This is a genomic window from Leptospira yasudae (assembly GCF_003545925.1).
Classification (GTDB): domain Bacteria; phylum Spirochaetota; class Leptospiria; order Leptospirales; family Leptospiraceae; genus Leptospira; species Leptospira yasudae.
The window spans coordinates 99,411-117,525 of sequence record NZ_QHCU01000001.1 but is presented as its reverse complement, the minus strand read 5'-3'; the positions used below and the strand labels follow the sequence as shown (position 1 = coordinate 117,525).

The following is an 18,115-nucleotide window of genomic DNA, read 5'->3' as shown; positions in this document are numbered from 1 at the left end:
ATTATGCGAGGGCAATTGCATTGAATTCCCTGATTAAAGGATATTTTGTTCATGTCTAGTAATACTGTTTGTTGTTCCATGCTTTCTATAGCTTCCTATTTAAACTTTTGTAATTCTGATTGTTTCGAAAACACATCCGTTCAAGAAATCTTTTGTTGAGATTTATGATACAGTAAGTATTCTTATAAATGGCTGAATTTTATAATTTAAGGCCAACAATATTATTATGAAAGCTTCCTTTTACAATACGGTATGACGTACGCTTTCTATTTGATAGCCGTGCTACTTTGTAGCGATTTGAATTTTGAATCACTCTATCTATGATATTTAGATAAGCTAAATTTATTATCAGAGTCGATTTGTATCGTTTCCAATAACGAACGTTATAATGCGGAAAAGAATCTTTCGATTTTGGATGATATGGTGTTAGAAGAGGAGTCAAAAAAACGAGTATGTGGCGTCTGGAAGGAAGTGGAGAAGAGAATAGGAGTTTGCCACATACTCAAAGTTGGGATTTGTTTGAATCTAATTTTAGGGTCCGCTTACACAGCGAACGTATACTTTTGTGTTATTCGCTTTCGGAAATTCGATGACACCGCCCATTCGAAAATCCACGATGTATGCCATAGTTCGATACGGTGTGCTGATTGGAATTCGATACGCGGTTTTGTTCGTAGCAGTTTCAATGTTCGTTTTAGGATCAGATCCGCCGGTTGCGGTTGCCGGACTGGTTCCATTGGACAACGCGTTTGTGGATGTCCAGTAATATCCTCCTACCGTATCCGGAAAAGTCGTAACGCTGATAATCGGAAAGGCGGTCCTACCGAAATCTACAAGACTTTGTAGTTCTTTAACAGTGGGGAGACGCCATGCGCGGCCTGCCAATCCCAATGTATTGCAATAGCCTAGAGCGGAAGTCCAATCCGTTGTGGTTGCAACCGGTGCGTTACAAATGGTGCTTCCTTGTCCCATCGAACATTTTTGCCAGAAACGTCCGCTCCCCGCTCTGATGGTTCCATCCAGATTATCCGTAAAAGGGCCGTCCAACGGATAGATTGGATATACGAAAAAGGTGATAAATACTATCAAAGTGAAAAGATAGGTAAACATTTTTCTGAAAAGTGATTTCATGTAAACTCCTTGATTAATCCGAAATACACAGTGTGGTATTGTAATAAGCTCCGTCCCATGAGTCGTTTTTCTGCTTATTGTACGGAACCGCTACTCCTCCAAATATAGAAACGGACCATGCTGCCCATGTTTGCAAAGAGGAGATCGCGGCGTAATTGATGGGGCCGTTCGACAACGGATCAATTACAGGTGTCAGGGTATACACGTTGGTCGAATTGATCGTAATCGCATTGGAACTGGTCCAATATCTTTGATATCCTCCACGCGCTATTCCGGGGAAAAAACGATCCGGAATAGTGTCGTTTGCATCTCCTGTTGTCGAATTAAACTCAAGAATAGTATAATATTCTGATAGAGTAGGAACTCTCCAGCCTTTTCGACCCGCATAACCCGAACCGGAATTTTTACCATTCAACTCGGAACAGCTTTCCACTGACTGTTCGAAAGATTTCCACGGATTTTCAAAATCAGGCACACAAGAAGTACCGTTCCATTTATTTGCACCGGGGCAGATTTTCACACAGGCTCCCGCTCCGGGTATAAATTCGTAATCCGGCTCGCAGGTCTTCCAAACTCGATTGTTTTTGGTATCCATTGTGACAAAATCGTTCGTATATCCGTTGATATTCGTCGGTAACGTGAAAAAACTATTCGGACTTAGCACCGGGATTACTCCGCCGACCTCGCCATCCTGACCGGTGCCTAGGCAAGGTATGGTGTTTCCATTCTGGTCCGCACAGAAGCTTTGTTCCGTATCAAGCGGGAAAAAATAGGCAGTATCCTGAATGGTTCCATAGTTTAAGTTTATATTCCCTGCTGAGACGGAAACGGTAGGACTGGAAACGACGATATTGCCTGCGATATCTTTAAAGGAAGTATCCGGATATCTCCAAAAGAATTTGTGCCATTCCGGAAGATTACTTTGCGTATTGAGCGTATACGTTCTTTTATCAGCGCTCCAGGAGCCGATTGCGCCAGGCCACTTGATTTCTCTATTACCTTGGGTTTGATCCCAATGAGTTGGAAGCGGAGAAATCGATGTGTCCATATCTTCGTCAAACGTTAGGCTAAACGTTTTCTGATTCACGCTCAATGCAAAAGCGGTCGTATTCGGTGTAATCGCAGGCGAAACCGTAATAATTTTCGGAGCTATATCATCTCTTGCGATGGAGGTTGATATTGTTCCTTGATTCGTACCTGCGGTCGTTAAACAAATTCGAATTGTGTTTGATCCTGCATTGAGAGTAGAGCCGGAGATTGCGCTACTCACATTCGTGTTTGCGCTTGCCGCTCCACTCAGCAGAACGGTTCCATCGCTACAATTGGTACCGTTACTACGAATCGAATAATTTCCCGCGATGTCAGAGTTCCAAGTAAGAGTGGAATTATCCACGCCTCTAATAATCGACTTACTAAGTGAAACAATCGTGATCGTGGGATTTCCGAATGCGACCACGTAGGAGGCGGCATTTGTGGTTCCGATGTTTCCGGCTTGATCCACTGCGATCGCGCTAAAATTCGTTGTCGTGTTATTGGGTAAAGTAATTCCCGAGGAATATTGCAGGTTTCCGCTTGGCACACTTCCGTCATTCGCGATTGAAGCCGCCGTTCCGTCTGTACGATAGGTAATTCGATTGCAACCGGAGTTTCCCGTATCCGCACAGGTAATCGAAACGGTAGGTGCGGAAGAGCCGAAAACTCCTCCAGCAGGGGAAAAACTCACTGTTGGAGCTGTATCGTCTCGTAAAACCGTAATGGCATACGAATCCCAACGTGTGGTCTTTCCGATATCGTAAAGGCAGATTCGAACCGTATTACTTCCAACACTCAAAGGAACGGTTCCCGCCGTCGCATGAATTCTGGAAGTGGTGGAAGTTCCGGCGGTGACCGTACCCTGGCTATCAAGGGTTCCATCGGTGCAATTGGTAGAGGCGTATCTAATTTCATAGTCCGCCGCAAGCGAACTACTCCACTGAACGTCCGCGTATTCAAATACGCCCGGCTGCCCGCTACCGCTCACATAAACCGTGTTTGGTGAAGTGTACGTTAGTGTTCCCGTTGCTGCGACGTTAGTTTCCGTTGGAGCAGTTTCACTTGTGGGGGGAAGTCCGATGTTGAGCGGAAAAATTGTGAATCCTTTGTTCCCCTTACCAGCCGGCAAACAATTGAATATAAGGAGTTGCAGCAAAAGGATAATCATACACTTCTTAAAAAGAAGACCTTGAATATCCAGCAACACTCGATTTTTAATACTCATAACCTTGACCATATTTATTTAGGATGAATTAAGAGTAGCAACAATGCTTCAAAAGGGCAGCCGGATCTATAAGGTGCATCGATTCATATTATTTTGAATTCTCAGCATTAGGCGGAAAGTCGTATTAAAGAATTATAACAGAGAAAGAGAAACTACATTCTAATGATTTTGGATTAGATTGATCGAGAATGTAGACTTAAAGATTTTTCTTTCTAAATTGCGAAGGAGGTATTCCGACTTCCTTTTTGAAAGTCGCATTAAATACGGACAATGAACTGAATCCGCAGGTAAAGGCAATCTTGATTATTGCCATATCCTTCTCCGATAATAAAAGTCTTTTTGATTCGTTGATTCTAAAATGATTCACATATGCAAAGAAACTTTTATTTAGGTTATTATTTAAGAGTTCGGAAAGTTGGTGCGATTTGATATTCAGTTTCATTGCTAATTTTTGAAGAGTTAAATCGCTTTCAAGGTAGATTTTTTCATCATTCATTAGTTTGCTCAAACGATCGGAAACCTGTTCCGAGTCGATGTTCTGAAGCGTGCTCCTTTGATAGCTCATCTTTTGAAACGTTTCAGACACGATGTTGAACGTGATGGGATAAATCTGACTAATGATAAAAGCGTAAAGAACGACCATCGTAAGAACGGATAAACTCAAGATGTATAATTCGATGAAATAATCGTAGAGTGAGAATAGGAATCTAAAATCGATTGTTAAATTAATCAATATTCCCGATAAACCTATGCAAAGGATTGCGATCATATGTTTTGGCCAAGCCGATTCGATGACGTTACCTTTGAATAATTTCAATATTCTGATCAGAATTATAACAAGATAAATGAATGCGATCATGGTCGATATGCCATAAAAAATGTCATATCGGCCTTGATATTTATCGTTTAAATCCGGTAAATCGGAACCTCGTAAAATAAGTAAAAACGTATCGATCAGGAAGCCAATGAAAAATAGAAATGCCGGAAAATAATGAAAAAGAAGTTCTCTTTTCTTTATTTGTTCCTTTAAGAGTAATAAATTAAAATAGATATAAAGAGAAGGACCGATCAAAAAGATGAAAAATATTTCGATAGAAAAAAAATGAAAATATTGTATTCCAAAACCAATTAAAAGACTTAAGCCTTTCATTAGAAAAAAACCCATGGAAATAAAAATCGTGAATAGAATAATATTTTTAAGATTTTTTCCTTTAGAAACATGAATAAAGGCGAATATGATCGATAGAACTCCTCCAAATCCGACCAAATGATGGAAGATAAAAAACAAAATCTCTTTCATCTATGATTCCTAAAACATTGCTTCCTATGAATTCAATAAGCGAGCGAACCCGCGTTTAATTGGTATATACTTGTAAACACGAATCAAGCCCCTAGTCTTTAGTTAGACGAGGAGCTATTCTGATTCGTTTGAAATTGTTGAATCGAAATAAAGGATTTAAGTCAATTTGAGGTCTGCTTCCGGAAATTCATGAGTAACGACGGATATTTGCAACGAGGAATCGAATTCTATTTTTCGCCCATTCCTGATTTGTTCCCTAAATTTGCTCGGAGACAATTTCGTAAACTGGATAAAGGACCTTTGAAAAGTTGAATTCGAATTAAATCCAACCGCCATGCCGACGGACATTGTTGTGCGTCTAGGTTCTTCTTTGAAAAGGGAAATAGCTTCTTTAATTCTATAGTAATTAATTAGCGTGTTGAAGTTCGTTCGGAGATGATGATTGATAAAGGCAGAAAGAACATGCGTCGAGATTTCCATTTCCTCGGCAACGCTAGGTAGTCTAATATCTTCATCAAAAAATATTTTTTCTTTTTCGAGAAGATTGTATAACTTATATTTAATCGCTTCAATATCGATTCCTTTTAATACCGTGTTGGTGACGTAAAGATTTGCGTTCATTTGATTTTCGTGATCGGGGTTAGTAATAGCTTCGCTTACTTTTTCGTATCCTTCGTTTGCGAAATAGATCAGGTTGGTAAATAGAAATATGGGTGAAAGAATATAAAAAATACCGCTCAACATTCCGAAGAATTCTTTTTGCTCCGGTTGCGCAAGTAGATTGATTTTCTCCACGATCATGAGAATAACTAAGAAATAAATTAACCTCATCTCCCTTTTTAAATACTTCATTTTTACGGCGTATCTGTAGAGAATACAGTAAATTATCAGGATAAAGATCGATGTTTCGCTTACTAAAGAGAATAAATTAGGAGCGAATATTTCTTCCGGTCTATTCCAGAAGGCAACGATTACCAAGCTCGCAAACAAAGCAAGTGTTGAAAAAAAGAAGAACTCCTTTCCGAAAGTGGTTAGGTGCTTACTGCTGGTCTTTCTTGAAAAGCGAATGGAGATCGTGTAAATCATTATTGTTCCGGAAATGATAAAGAACAAATGGAAGAAATCGTTGATAATGCGTGTGATTCCCTGATCAAAATAATTTTGAATAGAGGATAAAAACAAGCTGCAACCAATAAAAATCAACACCGTTGCTTGCCTTTTGTGAAAGATGCTTTTTCTTTTTAAGAAATAAATTGAACCTAAAGCAAGATACTCCACAGAACTTGCTAAATAAAAATCAAGAGACATTTGCAAAACTGATTAACTCCTTTTGTATTTATTTTAATGAAACTTAGTTCTTGGAGCTACTGAGTTTATAAAGTCAGAAGTATTTTTTTCGTCAATTCATGAAAAAAATGAAGTCGCATTAAATAATTTGCCGCTGATGTCTATATATTGAATATTATAAAAGAATAATCCTATTTATTGTCCGTAATCGCCGCACGGCAATATGAGGATGGTTTATTTTGAAATTTAAGAACTTTAGCGAAAAGATTTGATTCGATATGAGGCGTTAAGATGATAGATAAAATTGAAAATAAAATGAGCGGCGTTGGGGGGATTAGATCGATGGACCGAAATAGAAAGCGGTTAGCATTTATATTTGTGGGTGTGCTGATGTTGGCAACACTCGCGTATGAAATTCATCGAACACTTTTTAATACGCAACAAGTTATCGCTTTGCGTACTTACCTTTTACATGATTATTTCGCAAGATTGGATATTCAGCTTCAAACGCTTGAAATGACGGTTACCGATTATCTGAATAAAAATTCGCAGGAGACTATACGTGCGCCGCTGAATTTCAGGATCGTAAAAAAATTAGAAGGAGGCGCGGTATTAATCAGTGAATCATCTTTTGCAAGTAAAAGAATGCGCTTTGTAGGAGGATTGACCGCAGATAAACCGTTCGCTTTATCTAATTCTTTGCAAAGCAGAGAATTGATAGGAGCGTTTGCTTTAGACGGCCAAATGCAAATATTAACGGCCGAGAATAGTGAGATCGTGAGATCCTATTACACTTCGCGACAGGGTTTTTTATACATTGTTCCTAAAAAAGACGTTAAAGAAGTCTATTTTAGAAAGGATATGTATAATGAATCATTTTGGGAAAAAATCGCAATTAATTCTAAGAATCGAAGCTCGCCGATCATTTTTCAATTTTATCAAGATCCATTTGATAAAGTAAGTATGCTCCGTCTCTCGAAACCGGTTTTGCGCAACGGAAAGGTCATAGGAGCGATCACTATCGATCTGAGCCTGGAAAAGATACGCAAGATCTTGAATGCCGGCATTAGTAAAGGAGATAGTTATCTGATGGGCGAGGGTGAGCAAAGTATTTCCAAAGAACTATCGTTGGATGTGCAAGACTTAACGTTGAAAATAGCTACTGATTCTTTTCAAAGACTGAATTTTACCGGGAAATACCTGTGGACGGCATATGAAGTAATTGAAGGTAGAATGGCGCTTGTCCATAGGATATCTATTTTTAGTTTTGTTTATTTGTCTTTTAAGAATCTTCTTCCTTACTGGGCCCTCATTGTTGCGCTATTCATTCTTATGATTTTATATTCTAAATTGGGAGAATCGCTTAAAATCGTTTCTCATATTTCGAATTCCGATTATTTGACTGGAATATCTAATAGAAGACATTTTTTATCATCTGTTCAAAGTTATCTTGCCATGAATCGTAAAAGGGAACCGTGGGCATTCGTTATGGCTGATATCGACTATTTTAAAAGCATCAATGATCGTTTCGGTCATGAAGCTGGAGATATTGTCTTGGTGCAAATAGCAAAATTAATGGATTCGGTTATATTAAAACCTAATTTCGTTTCTCGATGGGGAGGGGAAGAGTTCGCGATTTTTTTATGCAATGTCGATCCGGAAACCGCAATTCAACTAGCCGAATTTCTATGCAAAGAAGTAGAAAAAAATATCCGATTGAAGGACGGGTCACCGGTAACATTGAGTATTGGAGTTGCGAACGGAAAAATCGGCGAGAGTTTCGAGGAAGCATGTAGAAGAGCTGATGCGGCTCTTTATTGCGCGAAAGCGAATGGCAGAAATTGTGTCTTTTCGTGATTGTATCGGGGAACTATAGCTCGATAATCCGCATAAATGCGGTTTTCTCTGTGTGAGAAACGAACGTCGGTGCGGAGACTTTTTGAAACTAGTTGAATACTGTTACTGTACAAATAAAAAAATAGCTGACCCGCTTTCAATTAGATTGCGCGGGTCCGGATCAACCTATTTTTCAATATAGCTGACCTTTGGTATTGAGCATGCTTGTACAAGCTTGATAACCTATGCTTAACGCAATGTTTATATCCGAAGTGGTTTCACATGGACTTAATATTATTTCGCTAATACATGATTCAAGATTATCTTTAGAAACATAACTATATTCGTTTTTACAACTTCTTAGGTTTTTACTGTTGTCTGTATCAAATGGAGGTTTGTATCCATAGCAGATATTATCGCTGACCGTCATGAAGACTCGCGCTAATATTCCTTTTTGGCTCACTTCCCCACATATTGCTGCTTTGAGAGCCGCAGTTGCGAATATTTTTTCTTCGGCTTCCTGTCGTGATACTTTAGAAGGGTCGTTTCGATCTTTCGCCGAGTAAAAAGGATCTAAGATGCAATTCGAATAAAACAAAACCGACAAGATCAAAGGCAAAGTAATTTTCATTGGATCCTCCCTTAGAAGACACTCGTAATTTTAAACGTTTGCGATTCTAATTCGGTTTTCATCTTGTGTCCAGCGTATTTCACTTCGGATAATGCGTGTTCCGCCTCTTGGTTGGTACTGTTTTGAATTCGAAAAACTATACTAAACAATTTTTCCGTAAGAGCCGTAACTTAACGCTAAATATTCAACTATCCGTCAAGTTAGAGAATGAGGAGGGCCTTAATGATACGTTGAATCTTCAAAAAGGATTATAGAATCTTTATTAGTAAGCTTTCGGAAATTTTATAGGAGCATTTCTGAAAGTCCAACACGATCGCGATGCTATTTTTTTTTAGATCGATTCCGGTTAAAAAAGATAAGTATACAATTCTTTTTTCCTCTCGTATATACTAATTGTATCCCCTGAGTAAGGTCATTTCGTTTTCAACCATTCCTCACCCTGCAAATGCGGAACCCAACTTGTTCCATCGAAATTTCCCCGTTCCAAAGAAAGGATTTTCGATGGAACGGAACTCGACGTTCAATCTAAGAACATTTGCAGATGGGAAACAGGATTTGTTTTAGGATCGATTTTGCCGGAAATTTATCCGGTTCGAACAGCCCGACTAAATTCGAGTCCATTTCTTTTCGAGGAAGATAATACGAACCGAAGAGAATATCCCAAAAGACGAACGCACCCGAACTGTAGTTGTTGTTTCCTTCCGCAGGAACTTTAGAATGGTGCCATCTATGCAACTCATTCATGTTGAAGATTCGATTCAAGATACCCAAACGAAAGTCTATGTTCATGTGGTTATAGATCGACACGAAATTATTCAGCATTCCCACGATCAAAAGCGCGTCGGGATGTAATCCCAATAGCAGCGCCGGAAGCAAAGCCCCTCCCGTAGTTAAGATCGTATTGATGGGATGTGATCGAAACGCATTCATCCAATACAACCTTTTCGGAGAATGATGGATCGAATGAACTCTCCAGAGAAAGCCGTCCTTTGCATGAGAGAATCGATGAATCCAGTAGGGAATTAGACCGGAAAAAAACATTCCAATCAAAATTTGAAACCATAGGGACGAGCCGCCTAAGTGTGTCGGCGATCCGCCGAATGCGGATAGAGATAGGTGAACGATTCCCGCAACGGCGGTACCCGCAAAGGGCGCAACGATCGGTTGGATCACGAAGAAGAATAAATCGGATTTCGAATCGGCATCCGATTCGTTCCATGTCTTTTCAAAAGGGATGATTCTTTCGAGGATCATTCCCATCAAAACCGAAAGCGAAAGCGTTGTGTAAGCGATCCATAGATTTCCCGAATTTAGAATGAGAATCGCCGAAAACGAAAGAAAAAGGATCGGGAATCCGACGTATCGAATTCCTTGTTTAAAAATCTTCATATTTGTATACTCCTAAATATCTAGATTTAACGATATATTAAACAGAAAAAAAAATCAGCAACAACCTCGAAGATAGGAAGTTAATTTGGAAATATGTTCCAAGATCCGTTCGCGGTCCGGTTTATAATAGACTTCTTTCCCGGATTTTCTGCGAATTAAGATCCCGCCCTTTTTTAACTGATTTAAATGAGTAGAAATCGTGGATTGTCCCAATCCAGAAAGTTCGACCAATTCTCCGACTGTCTTTTCTTTGCCATCCGCAAAAGAAAGAAGAAGATTCAAGCGCGTCTCGCTCGCTAAAGCGGAGAGAAATTCCTGAATTCGGGGGTCTATTCCCGGATGCTTCTTCATATTTATATATCTGAAATTAACGATATGTTTCTGTCAAGGGATAAATAGAAGATTTTACGCTTCGATCGGCTTATTTCGGGAAATCATTTTCTTAAACTCCCATACGAAACTTGCCGCTAAACCTACCCCAATCGCACCAAGCGCTTCGCTGAACGGAATCACTTCGAAACCGAAAAGTTTTCTAAGAGATTCGAACTGAAAGATGATCGCAAATAGGAGAATCGTGAGCGATATGATCCAATAGGCGACGGAATTGTTCCGAAACGGAATTTTATAAAAAGGGATTTCTTCCGAAAGATGGATCAGAATCATTCCCAGATTCGAGGAGACTAAACCGATAAAACCAAGCGCACGGATTTTTTCGTAAGTCCAGTGTTCGTGTTTTCCCCAAAAAGTAAACAGAACGAGTACGGCAAGAATCAACCCTCCTCGGAATAAGCTAAGAGATACGCCTCGAAAACTGATCAGATTTTCCTTTCTCTTTCGAGGAGGCGAATCCAGAATACGTCTGTCGGCTTCCACGCCTTCGAACACGAGAGTACATGCAGGATCTATAATTAATTCCAATAATAAGACATGAGCGGGAAAAAAATAAATCGGATCTCCCGTAAACACGGGAAGAATCGACATTCCGATAATCGGGATATGAACGGAAAAAATGTAGGAGACGCTCTTTCGAATATTCTCGTAAATTCTTCTTCCCAAGAGGATCGCTTTTACGATCGATGAAAAATTATCATCCAAGAGGACAAGATCCGAAGCTTCTCGGGCTACGTCCGTCCCTCTTTTTCCCATGGAGATTCCGATATGCGCGGCTTGTAACGCGAGTGTGTCATTCACGCCGTCTCCCGTCATCGCAACGATCTCTCCTTTGTTTTGAAAACAACGAACGAGTCTTAACTTCTGATGCGGAAGAATTCTACAAAAGATACGAACGTCGCCTAAACGCGACGCCAACTCGGAGTCGTTTAACGATTCCAACTCGTCTCCGCTGAGCACTCCATCGGAACGATCAAAGCCGATTTGGTTCGCGATGGACTTGGCGGTTCCCGCGTGATCTCCCGTAATCATAACGATCTTAATCCCTGCGCGTTTACATTCGGAAACCGAATTAGGAACGGATTCTCGAATGGGGTCTTCCAAAAGTACAAAACCTAAAAACTCGAAATTCAGATCGTGTTGATCTTCGGGAAGTTTTTGTTTCGATACGCTCGATTTCGCAACTCCCAAGATTCTAAATCCTTTCGAAGAATATTTTTCGACAACGTCCCCCAACTCGCGGCTTCGTTCTTGGGACAAATGACAAAGATCGAAAATCGCCTCTGGCGCTCCCTTCGCTCCTACGGAAAGAGTTTCGACGCTTTCATCGGATAGCCAAGCGTAACTCAGGGCCATCAGTTTCGACGATAACGGATATTCCTTTTTGAGTTCCCAGTCGAAATGAATGTGTTCCGTACCCGAAAGAAACTCGATTCCCAATTCTTGAATCGCCTTCTCCATAGGATCGTAAGGATCCTTTTTAGAAGCAAGCAGCGCGAATTCCAAAAGGCGATGAAACGATTCCGGAATTTCAGTAAGTTTAGAATCGCATTCTAAATATTCCCCGTCGCAGTATAATCCCCGCACTTTCATTTTGTTTTCGGTAAGGGTTCCGGTTTTATCGACGCATAACACGGTCGCTGCGCCTAACGTCTCGATCGCGCTCAATTCTTTCGTCAATACTCCGATTTTCGAAATTCTCCAAGCGCCTAAGGAAAAGAAGACACTCAATACGACTGGAATTTCCTCCGGTAGAACAGCCATGGAAAAAGTTAATCCCGCAAGAACCGCTTCGAGCCAGCGCCCCGTTCTATAACCGAATCCTAATATTAGAAAAATACATAATATTCCGGCGAATAAGGAGAATACGATCGTAAATCGTTTCGTTTCCGCTTGAAGCGGACTTTCCGATTGGGCGATTTGACGAAATTCCGTTCCGATCTTTCCGATTTCCGTGCGATCACCCGTTGCGGTTACCTGGACGACGCCTTCTCCCGAAAGAACCGTGCTTCCCGCAAATACTTTGTTCTTTCGATTCTTTGAAGAACTTGGAACGTTCTCGTCGGCTTCTTTCGGAATCCCGTCCGATTCTCCGGTGAGAAGGGATTCGTCTACGTTTAGATTTAAGGAGAATAGCAGAGATCCATCCGCCGGGATTCGATCCCCCTCTTGAAGGATGATGATATCTTCGGGGACGACTTCTCGCGATGGTATGACGTCGATTTTCCCGTCTCGAATCACCCTTGCGCGCAGAGGCGAAAGCTCCTTTAGGGACGCTAACGCTTTTTCGGATTTGTTCTTTTGATAGATGGTAATCGAAATTACGGCGATTACGGCGACGGATAACATGGCCGTTTCGTCCAAGTTGCCAAGTAGTCCGTATACGCTTCCGCATAAGATCAGTAAAATCAGCATCGGTTCCGAAATCACCGAAAGAATGTCCTTCAAAAAGGAACGCTTATGCGTACTCAGTTCGTTCGGACCGAATCGTTTCAGCTTTTGTTCGGCTTCTTCGGAGGTTTGACCTTTGGATATATATTCTTTATCGGATTTTATGATCGTCAAGAATCACTTCCTTCAAATCGAAATCGTAAAGTGCATTATGGGTATATAATATACTTTTGTTCGAATTCGATTCCCCTTTCCTTTATGAATTCGTTTTCTATCGAGGTCAACCTGTAAAGTTAAAAAGACCGAATAGAAGGTCGGCAAGAAACGTCGGTTTCGAAAAGAGTTTTGAGTGCGATTCGAGCGAGAACGATTTTTATCAATGAAAAAAGATTCGATTTCGACTCGACAACGCGGATATAGTAATTGCCGGAACGCTGGAAATACCGAAAAATGAACGACTAACTAGAATATGAATCATCAGGATTCCAATCGAAAACTTCTCAAACAACTGCGTACGTTCCGCTCCAAAACATCTTCCGCGTTTCCTGGATGGAACGGCGCCGCCGAAGAGGAGTTTGTCGCTAACCGACTCAAGTTCGCGGAATGGAATCCGAATTCCTCCGTTCAAAAAACGGAACCAGGTTCGCTTTGTCTGGTTCTTTCGGGAAAACTCGAAGAAACGCTTTTGAACGGGGAAGAAAAGGATCTGATTCTCCGCGAATTGTTTCCGGGAGATTATTTCCTGTATCAACCGGATAAAATTCGTCATTCCGGAATATCAGAAATTCTTTATATATCGCTCCGTGATCTAACCAAGATTATCTCCAAAATTCATTCTTGGAAAAAATGGATCGCCGATCTGAATCGAGAGAATCATCTCTTTCACGTTTCCAAACTCAGACCATCCAAAAAGGAGCTGTTGTCTTTCCTGTCTTCGGTCGAACTTTTGTTTCATCTCGATAAGGCCACTCTTTCCAAACTCGAATCGAGAATGGAATGGCTCGTTATTCCGGGCGGGGAAATTCTCCTCAAACAAGGGGACGTCGGCGACTCGATGTACATTCTCGTTTCCGGCCGATTGTCTTGGACTGTCCGTTCCAAGAGCAAAGAAATTCTCGCGGAAGGCGAATTAGGAAAAGGTGATATTATCGGAGAGATGTCGCTCTTAAGCGGGGATAAACGTTCCGCGACCGTCGTCGCTCTTCGAACGAGTCAAGTCGTTCGGATTTCGAGAGAAGATTTTCGAAAGAGCTTCGCTCATTCTCCCGAAGCTCTTTTTCAAATCACCGGAACGATCGCGCATCGACTCGGCACCGAAAGAAACCAAGGTTATCGCCGTGCGAATTCCGTTCGGACCGTTTCCATTTTTCCTCTGAACGCGTCGGCGATTCCCGAACGCTTTTATGCGTCCCTTCAGAACGGCCTGAAGACGTTCGGGAAAACGATATTAGTGGATTCGAATGCGTTTCGAAAGGAATTCCGAAGCAAAGTTCCCGCCCGAGGCCGCAACGGATCGAAAACCTATCGTATCGGCGACTTGGTGGATTGGTTTTATCGTCTGGAAAAATATTATGATAAACTTATATTCAAAACGGACGCGTACAATCCGGGCTGGAGAGAGACATGTTTTCGTCAGTCGGATCGTATCTTAATTCTGATCGATCCGAACTCTCCTCTTGAATTGGAATGCGAAACGGCGAACTCCATGTTGCCCGGAGAAATTCAAAAGGAACTCGTTTTTTTGATCGATTCGGGTTTTACGAACTGGAAAAAGATCGAAGCGATCCTAAGGGATTTTCCTTCGATCTCGCATTCGATCATTCGAAGGGACGTGGACGCGGACTTCGGAAGGCTTTCCCGCAGATTGACCGGTAAAAGCATCGGTGTCGCATTATCGGGAGGAGGCGCCAAAGGTTTCGCACATCTGGGTTTGCTGAAGTGTTTTGAAGAGAACGATATTCCGGTCGATATGATTTCCGGAACAAGCGCGGGCGCGATCATGGGAGGTTTGTTCGCGATGGGACTCAGTTCCTCCGATATTCTTCCTTTAATCCGAAACTTTTGGTTGAATCGAAACATACTCGGAGACTTTACGTTTCCGTTCGTTTCGCTCGTGCGGGGAAAAAGATATTCGAACGCGATTCACGAATTCTTTAAGGATAGAAACATCGAAACGCTTCCGATTCCTTTTTATGCGGTCGCTTGCAATCTTACGAAAGCGGAACGAAAGGTTTTCGACAGAGGTTTGTTGTGGAAGGCGGTTCGATCCAGCACGTCGATTCCCGGAATCTTTCCTCCGTTTTCGGAAAGCGGAGAATTGTATGTGGACGGAGGTTTGCTTGATAATCTTCCCGGTTCGATCTTAAAAGAAAGAGGGGCGGGAATTTTGATCTCCGTGGATTTGGGAAGAGGGGGACAAGCGGATAAGGATTTAATGTATCATAACTTGCTCAGCCCGCAGTATTTGGGAGAGGCTCCTTCTTTTTTGAATTTATTGTTTCATCATTTAAAAAGACAAAGTTTAAAAACGAAGTATACGGGTTTTGCGGAAATCATGATGCGTTCGTTGATGCTTTCGAGTAAGAATACGCTGAATAGAACCCGTGACAACTCGGACTTATACATAGAACTTCCAGTGGGCGGTTATTCGACGTTCGACTGGGATCAGTTTCAAAAGCTGTACGAAATCGGATACGAGGCGGGAAGAAAAAAAGTTCACGTTTGGAAAAACGAAATTAAGAAAAAACTAAATTCGTAAATTCTCATTTTTTAATTGAAATCCTTTTCGCGTTGAAGTTAGAATTGTCCTTCTTCGGCGACCACAATGCAACCTTCCAAAATTCAATCCTTGGAGGAATTCGCTTTAGAAATTCCTTCCTTTCAAGACAAGATCTCCCTCTTGGAGGAGCGTCCTTCGGGAAAAATCCTTTTTTCCGAAGAATGTAAGCGTTTTTGGGGATTCCGCGGTTTTGCACGCGAGCCGGATTCGTTTTCGTCTTTTTTGCTCCATCTTCACGGTAAGATTCGAAACTACGCCGATTTCACCGAAAAAATTCTGCTGAGACATATTCAAGATTATGAATATTTTGATACTCTTTTTGCGGAGAATCGGATTCTCCGTTTCGATTGGAAGGATCTGCTCCGCGAAGACGGACTAACGTATCGTCTTTACACGTTTGAAATTCTTTCGGAAGAAGGGGATTTCGATTTTGTTCCGGGAAAATCGCTGAACGATTCCATCTTTTACCAATTGCCCGAACCTGCGTTTCTCTTCGATCCGTCCACGCTTCGATTTCTCGCGGTAAACGACGCGGCGATTCATCTGTACGGATTTTCCAGAAAGGAATTTTCTTCGATGAATCTTCTGGAAATACGTCCGCCCGAAGATCGGGTCGATATGGAAACGGTGATTAAAAATTTCGCGAAGGAAGCCGGAATTCAATCCAGAGGTATTTGGAGACATTGGAGAAAGGATAAAAAGATCCTATACATGAAGATCAATGCGAATCGGGTTCCGTTCGGCGATTCGGTTGCGGTTCTTGCCACTTTGACGAACGTTTCCGAAACGATCGAAACGTCGAACGCGCTTAAGCAGAATCGTTCCGAAAAGGAATCGATCATCGAAAGTATGTCCGATCGTTACTTCGCGCTTTCAAAGGACTGGAAATTCATCAGCGTAAACAAACAAGCCATTAGTACATTAGGAAAATCGAAAGAAGAATTGATCGGCAGAAACATTTGGGATATATATTTCCAGCCTTCCGCGCAGTTTTTCCGGGACAAATACGAGCTGGCGGTACAGACGCGAAAACCGCTTACGTTCGAATACAAGGTGGAAGAAAGCGGAAACGTGGTCGAGTTTCGCGTGTTTCCGTTCGAGGAAGGAGTTTCCGTTTTCTTTCAGGACATCACGGAAAAAAGAAGAAGAGATTCCGAACAGGAAATCTTGAAGGCGATTTCTTTAAGAATTCCCAAAGCTTCCGGCGTAAAGGAATCGCTCGAAATTCTTTTCGAGGAAATCTGCAAGGCGACCCCTTGGGATTTTGCGCAGGCTTGGAGATACAACAACGACGAGATTCTATTGGAGGAGAATTCCGCCTGGTATTCCTCCGAAGCGATTTATCTGCGTTATAGAATGTCTTCGTTTGAAACGCGCTTCTCCTCCGGGGAAGGAATGATCGGAAAGGTTTTTTCGACGGGAAAAATCCGTTTTATCAAAGATATTCAAAAGGAAAAGGATTTCAAAAGGACGAGACAGGCGATTCAATCGGGCATCCGATCCTGGATCGCCATTCCTCTCCGGACGGGACACGAGAGTTATGTCCTGGAATTCTGCACTTCGATGGAACTCAATTTAGAAAGTTCTTATATACAAATGTTTGAATTCGTTTCGGATCAGATCGAGGTTCTTTTCGGGAACAAGGAAGCGGAAGAGGAGAAGGATCAATTCTTTAAACTATCGGGGGATATGTTTCAGATCACGAGATTGGACGGGAAAGTCATCGAGCGAAATTCCGCTTGGGAAGAAGTGTTGGGCTACACTCAAAAGGAATTGGAAACGATCGATCTACTGGATCTCGCAGTCGCGGAAGATCGGGAACGTATGAAAAAACTGCGCGAAAGTTTTCGCGCGAACCAACAGAACGTTACGGAAACTTTCAAATACGTCTCTAAAAGCGGGGCGATTAAAAGCATCATCTGGAAAACCACCTTTTCCGCCGAAAACGGATTGATATACACGACCGGAAAAGACATCACCGAAATGCAAAAGGCTCAGGTAAAACTCGAGAATCTGACCAAGGAACTCCAGCGTTCCAATGCGGATCTGGAAGACTTCGCCTTTATCGCCTCTCACGATCTTCAAGAACCGCTGCGAAAGATTATGGCGTTCGGGGATCGGCTTCTTCGTAAGGTTTCCAATCTCGATTCGGAATCCGTGGATTACATTCAAAGAATGTCGTCTTCCGCACATCGTTTGTCGAACTTGATCGAAGGTCTTTTATCGTATTCCCGCATCAAGAGCCGGGCTAAGCCGTTTCAGTTCGCGGATCTTACGAAGATTCTCAAGGATGCGATCGGCGATTTGGAAATTTATAGTAAGGAAAGAAACGCGAAGGTCGTGGATTCCAAACTCGGTTTTACTTGGTGCGATCCTTCTCAGATCGGAATGGTGTTTCAGAATCTGATCAAGAACGGTCTGAAGTTCAACAAAAGCGAAACGCCGGAAGTCATCATCCAGTGCATTCCCCATCCGACCGAACCGGATTGGATTCAAATTACGTTTTTCGACAACGGAATCGGCTTTGACAAAAAGCACGGTGATAAGATATTTACGCTCTTTCAAAGACTGCATAGCCGAGAAGACTTTGAAGGAAACGGAATCGGTCTTGCGGTTTGCAAGAAGATCGTGGAACTTCACGGGGGAAGAATCTATGCGGAAAGCACCTTGGGCAAAGGCTCCACGTTCTATGTGGATCTGCCGGGAACGCTCTCCGGCATTTAA

Annotated in this window: 11 protein-coding genes; 3 read left to right on the top strand and 8 right to left on the bottom strand. The window is 41.9% G+C overall.

The window, feature by feature from the left end:
* Nucleotides 1-531 precede the first annotated feature (531 nt).
* The 4 genes from DLM76_RS00495 to DLM76_RS00480 all read right to left on the bottom strand — a co-directional run bounded on the left by DLM76_RS00495 (nt 532) and on the right by DLM76_RS00480 (nt 5,996).
* Nucleotides 532-1,131: an Lcl C-terminal domain-containing protein gene (locus DLM76_RS00495; protein ID WP_118964082.1), complete on the bottom strand. Its 600-nt coding sequence runs from the start codon at nt 1,129-1,131 to the stop codon at nt 532-534.
* Nucleotides 1,132-1,144: 13 nt separating this feature from the next.
* Nucleotides 1,145-3,400, bottom strand: a complete 2,256-nt coding sequence (locus DLM76_RS00490) for an Lcl domain-containing protein (RefSeq protein WP_118964081.1) — start codon at nt 3,398-3,400, stop codon at nt 1,145-1,147.
* A gap of 184 nt (nt 3,401-3,584) precedes the next feature.
* On the bottom strand, nt 3,585-4,688 hold the full coding sequence (locus DLM76_RS00485; protein ID WP_118964080.1) for an AraC family transcriptional regulator: 1,104 nt from the start codon (nt 4,686-4,688) through the stop codon (nt 3,585-3,587).
* A gap of 156 nt (nt 4,689-4,844) precedes the next feature.
* Nucleotides 4,845-5,996, bottom strand: coding sequence for an AraC family transcriptional regulator (locus tag DLM76_RS00480; RefSeq protein WP_118956385.1), 1,152 nt, complete (start codon nt 5,994-5,996; stop codon nt 4,845-4,847).
* 270 nt (nt 5,997-6,266) lie between these two features.
* Between DLM76_RS00480 and DLM76_RS00475 the strand changes: the two genes are divergently transcribed.
* Nucleotides 6,267-7,832, top strand: a complete 1,566-nt coding sequence (locus DLM76_RS00475) for a sensor domain-containing diguanylate cyclase (RefSeq protein WP_118964079.1) — start codon at nt 6,267-6,269, stop codon at nt 7,830-7,832.
* Between the two features lie 172 nt (nt 7,833-8,004).
* On the opposite strand, the gene DLM76_RS00470 is transcribed toward DLM76_RS00475, so the two are convergent.
* From DLM76_RS00470 to DLM76_RS00455, 4 genes are all read right to left on the bottom strand, one after another.
* Complete coding sequence (locus tag DLM76_RS00470; protein ID WP_241548152.1) at nt 8,005-8,442, bottom strand: hypothetical protein; 438 nt, start codon at nt 8,440-8,442, stop codon at nt 8,005-8,007.
* A 525-nt stretch (nt 8,443-8,967) separates the two neighbouring features.
* Nucleotides 8,968-9,831: a sterol desaturase family protein gene (locus DLM76_RS00465; RefSeq protein WP_118964078.1), complete on the bottom strand. Its 864-nt coding sequence runs from the start codon at nt 9,829-9,831 to the stop codon at nt 8,968-8,970.
* A gap of 54 nt (nt 9,832-9,885) precedes the next feature.
* Nucleotides 9,886-10,182, bottom strand: a complete 297-nt coding sequence (locus DLM76_RS00460; RefSeq protein ID WP_118964077.1) for an ArsR/SmtB family transcription factor — start codon at nt 10,180-10,182, stop codon at nt 9,886-9,888.
* Between the two features lie 54 nt (nt 10,183-10,236).
* Nucleotides 10,237-12,786 carry a cation-translocating P-type ATPase gene (locus DLM76_RS00455; RefSeq protein WP_241548151.1) on the bottom strand — a complete coding sequence of 850 codons (2,550 nt, stop codon included), beginning with the start codon at nt 12,784-12,786 and terminating at the stop codon, nt 10,237-10,239.
* A gap of 295 nt (nt 12,787-13,081) precedes the next feature.
* Here DLM76_RS00455 and DLM76_RS00450 point away from each other — a divergent pair, with 295 nt between their 5' ends.
* Both DLM76_RS00450 and DLM76_RS00445 read left to right on the top strand, forming a co-directional pair.
* The gene (locus DLM76_RS00450) at nt 13,082-15,370 is read left to right on the top strand and encodes a patatin-like phospholipase family protein (protein WP_118956389.1); all 2,289 of its coding nucleotides are present in this window, start codon (nt 13,082-13,084) and stop codon (nt 15,368-15,370) included.
* A 66-nt stretch (nt 15,371-15,436) separates the two neighbouring features.
* Nucleotides 15,437-18,115 (top strand): PAS domain S-box protein, encoded by a 2,679-nt coding sequence (locus DLM76_RS00445; RefSeq protein ID WP_118964076.1) that lies wholly within the window; start codon nt 15,437-15,439, stop codon nt 18,113-18,115.

Bases quoted from the DNA above. Each gene is read 5' to 3' on its own strand.
- DLM76_RS00490 (WP_118964081.1), bottom strand. From the start codon at position 3,400: ATGGTCAAGGTTATGAGTATTAAAAATCGAGTGTTGCTGGATATTCAA.
- DLM76_RS00495 (WP_118964082.1), bottom strand. From the start codon at position 1,131: ATGAAATCACTTTTCAGAAAAATGTTTACCTATCTTTTCACTTTGATA.
- DLM76_RS00485 (WP_118964080.1), bottom strand. From the start codon at position 4,688: ATGAAAGAGATTTTGTTTTTTATCTTCCATCATTTGGTCGGATTTGGA.
- DLM76_RS00460 (WP_118964077.1), bottom strand. From the start codon at position 10,182: ATGAAGAAGCATCCGGGAATAGACCCCCGAATTCAGGAATTTCTCTCC.
- DLM76_RS00465 (WP_118964078.1), bottom strand. From the start codon at position 9,831: ATGAAGATTTTTAAACAAGGAATTCGATACGTCGGATTCCCGATCCTT.
- DLM76_RS00470 (WP_241548152.1), bottom strand. From the start codon at position 8,442: ATGAAAATTACTTTGCCTTTGATCTTGTCGGTTTTGTTTTATTCGAAT.
- DLM76_RS00445 (WP_118964076.1), top strand. From the start codon at position 15,437: ATGCAACCTTCCAAAATTCAATCCTTGGAGGAATTCGCTTTAGAAATT.
- DLM76_RS00480 (WP_118956385.1), bottom strand. From the start codon at position 5,996: ATGTCTCTTGATTTTTATTTAGCAAGTTCTGTGGAGTATCTTGCTTTA.
- DLM76_RS00475 (WP_118964079.1), top strand. From the start codon at position 6,267: ATGATAGATAAAATTGAAAATAAAATGAGCGGCGTTGGGGGGATTAGA.
- DLM76_RS00450 (WP_118956389.1), top strand. From the start codon at position 13,082: ATGAATCATCAGGATTCCAATCGAAAACTTCTCAAACAACTGCGTACG.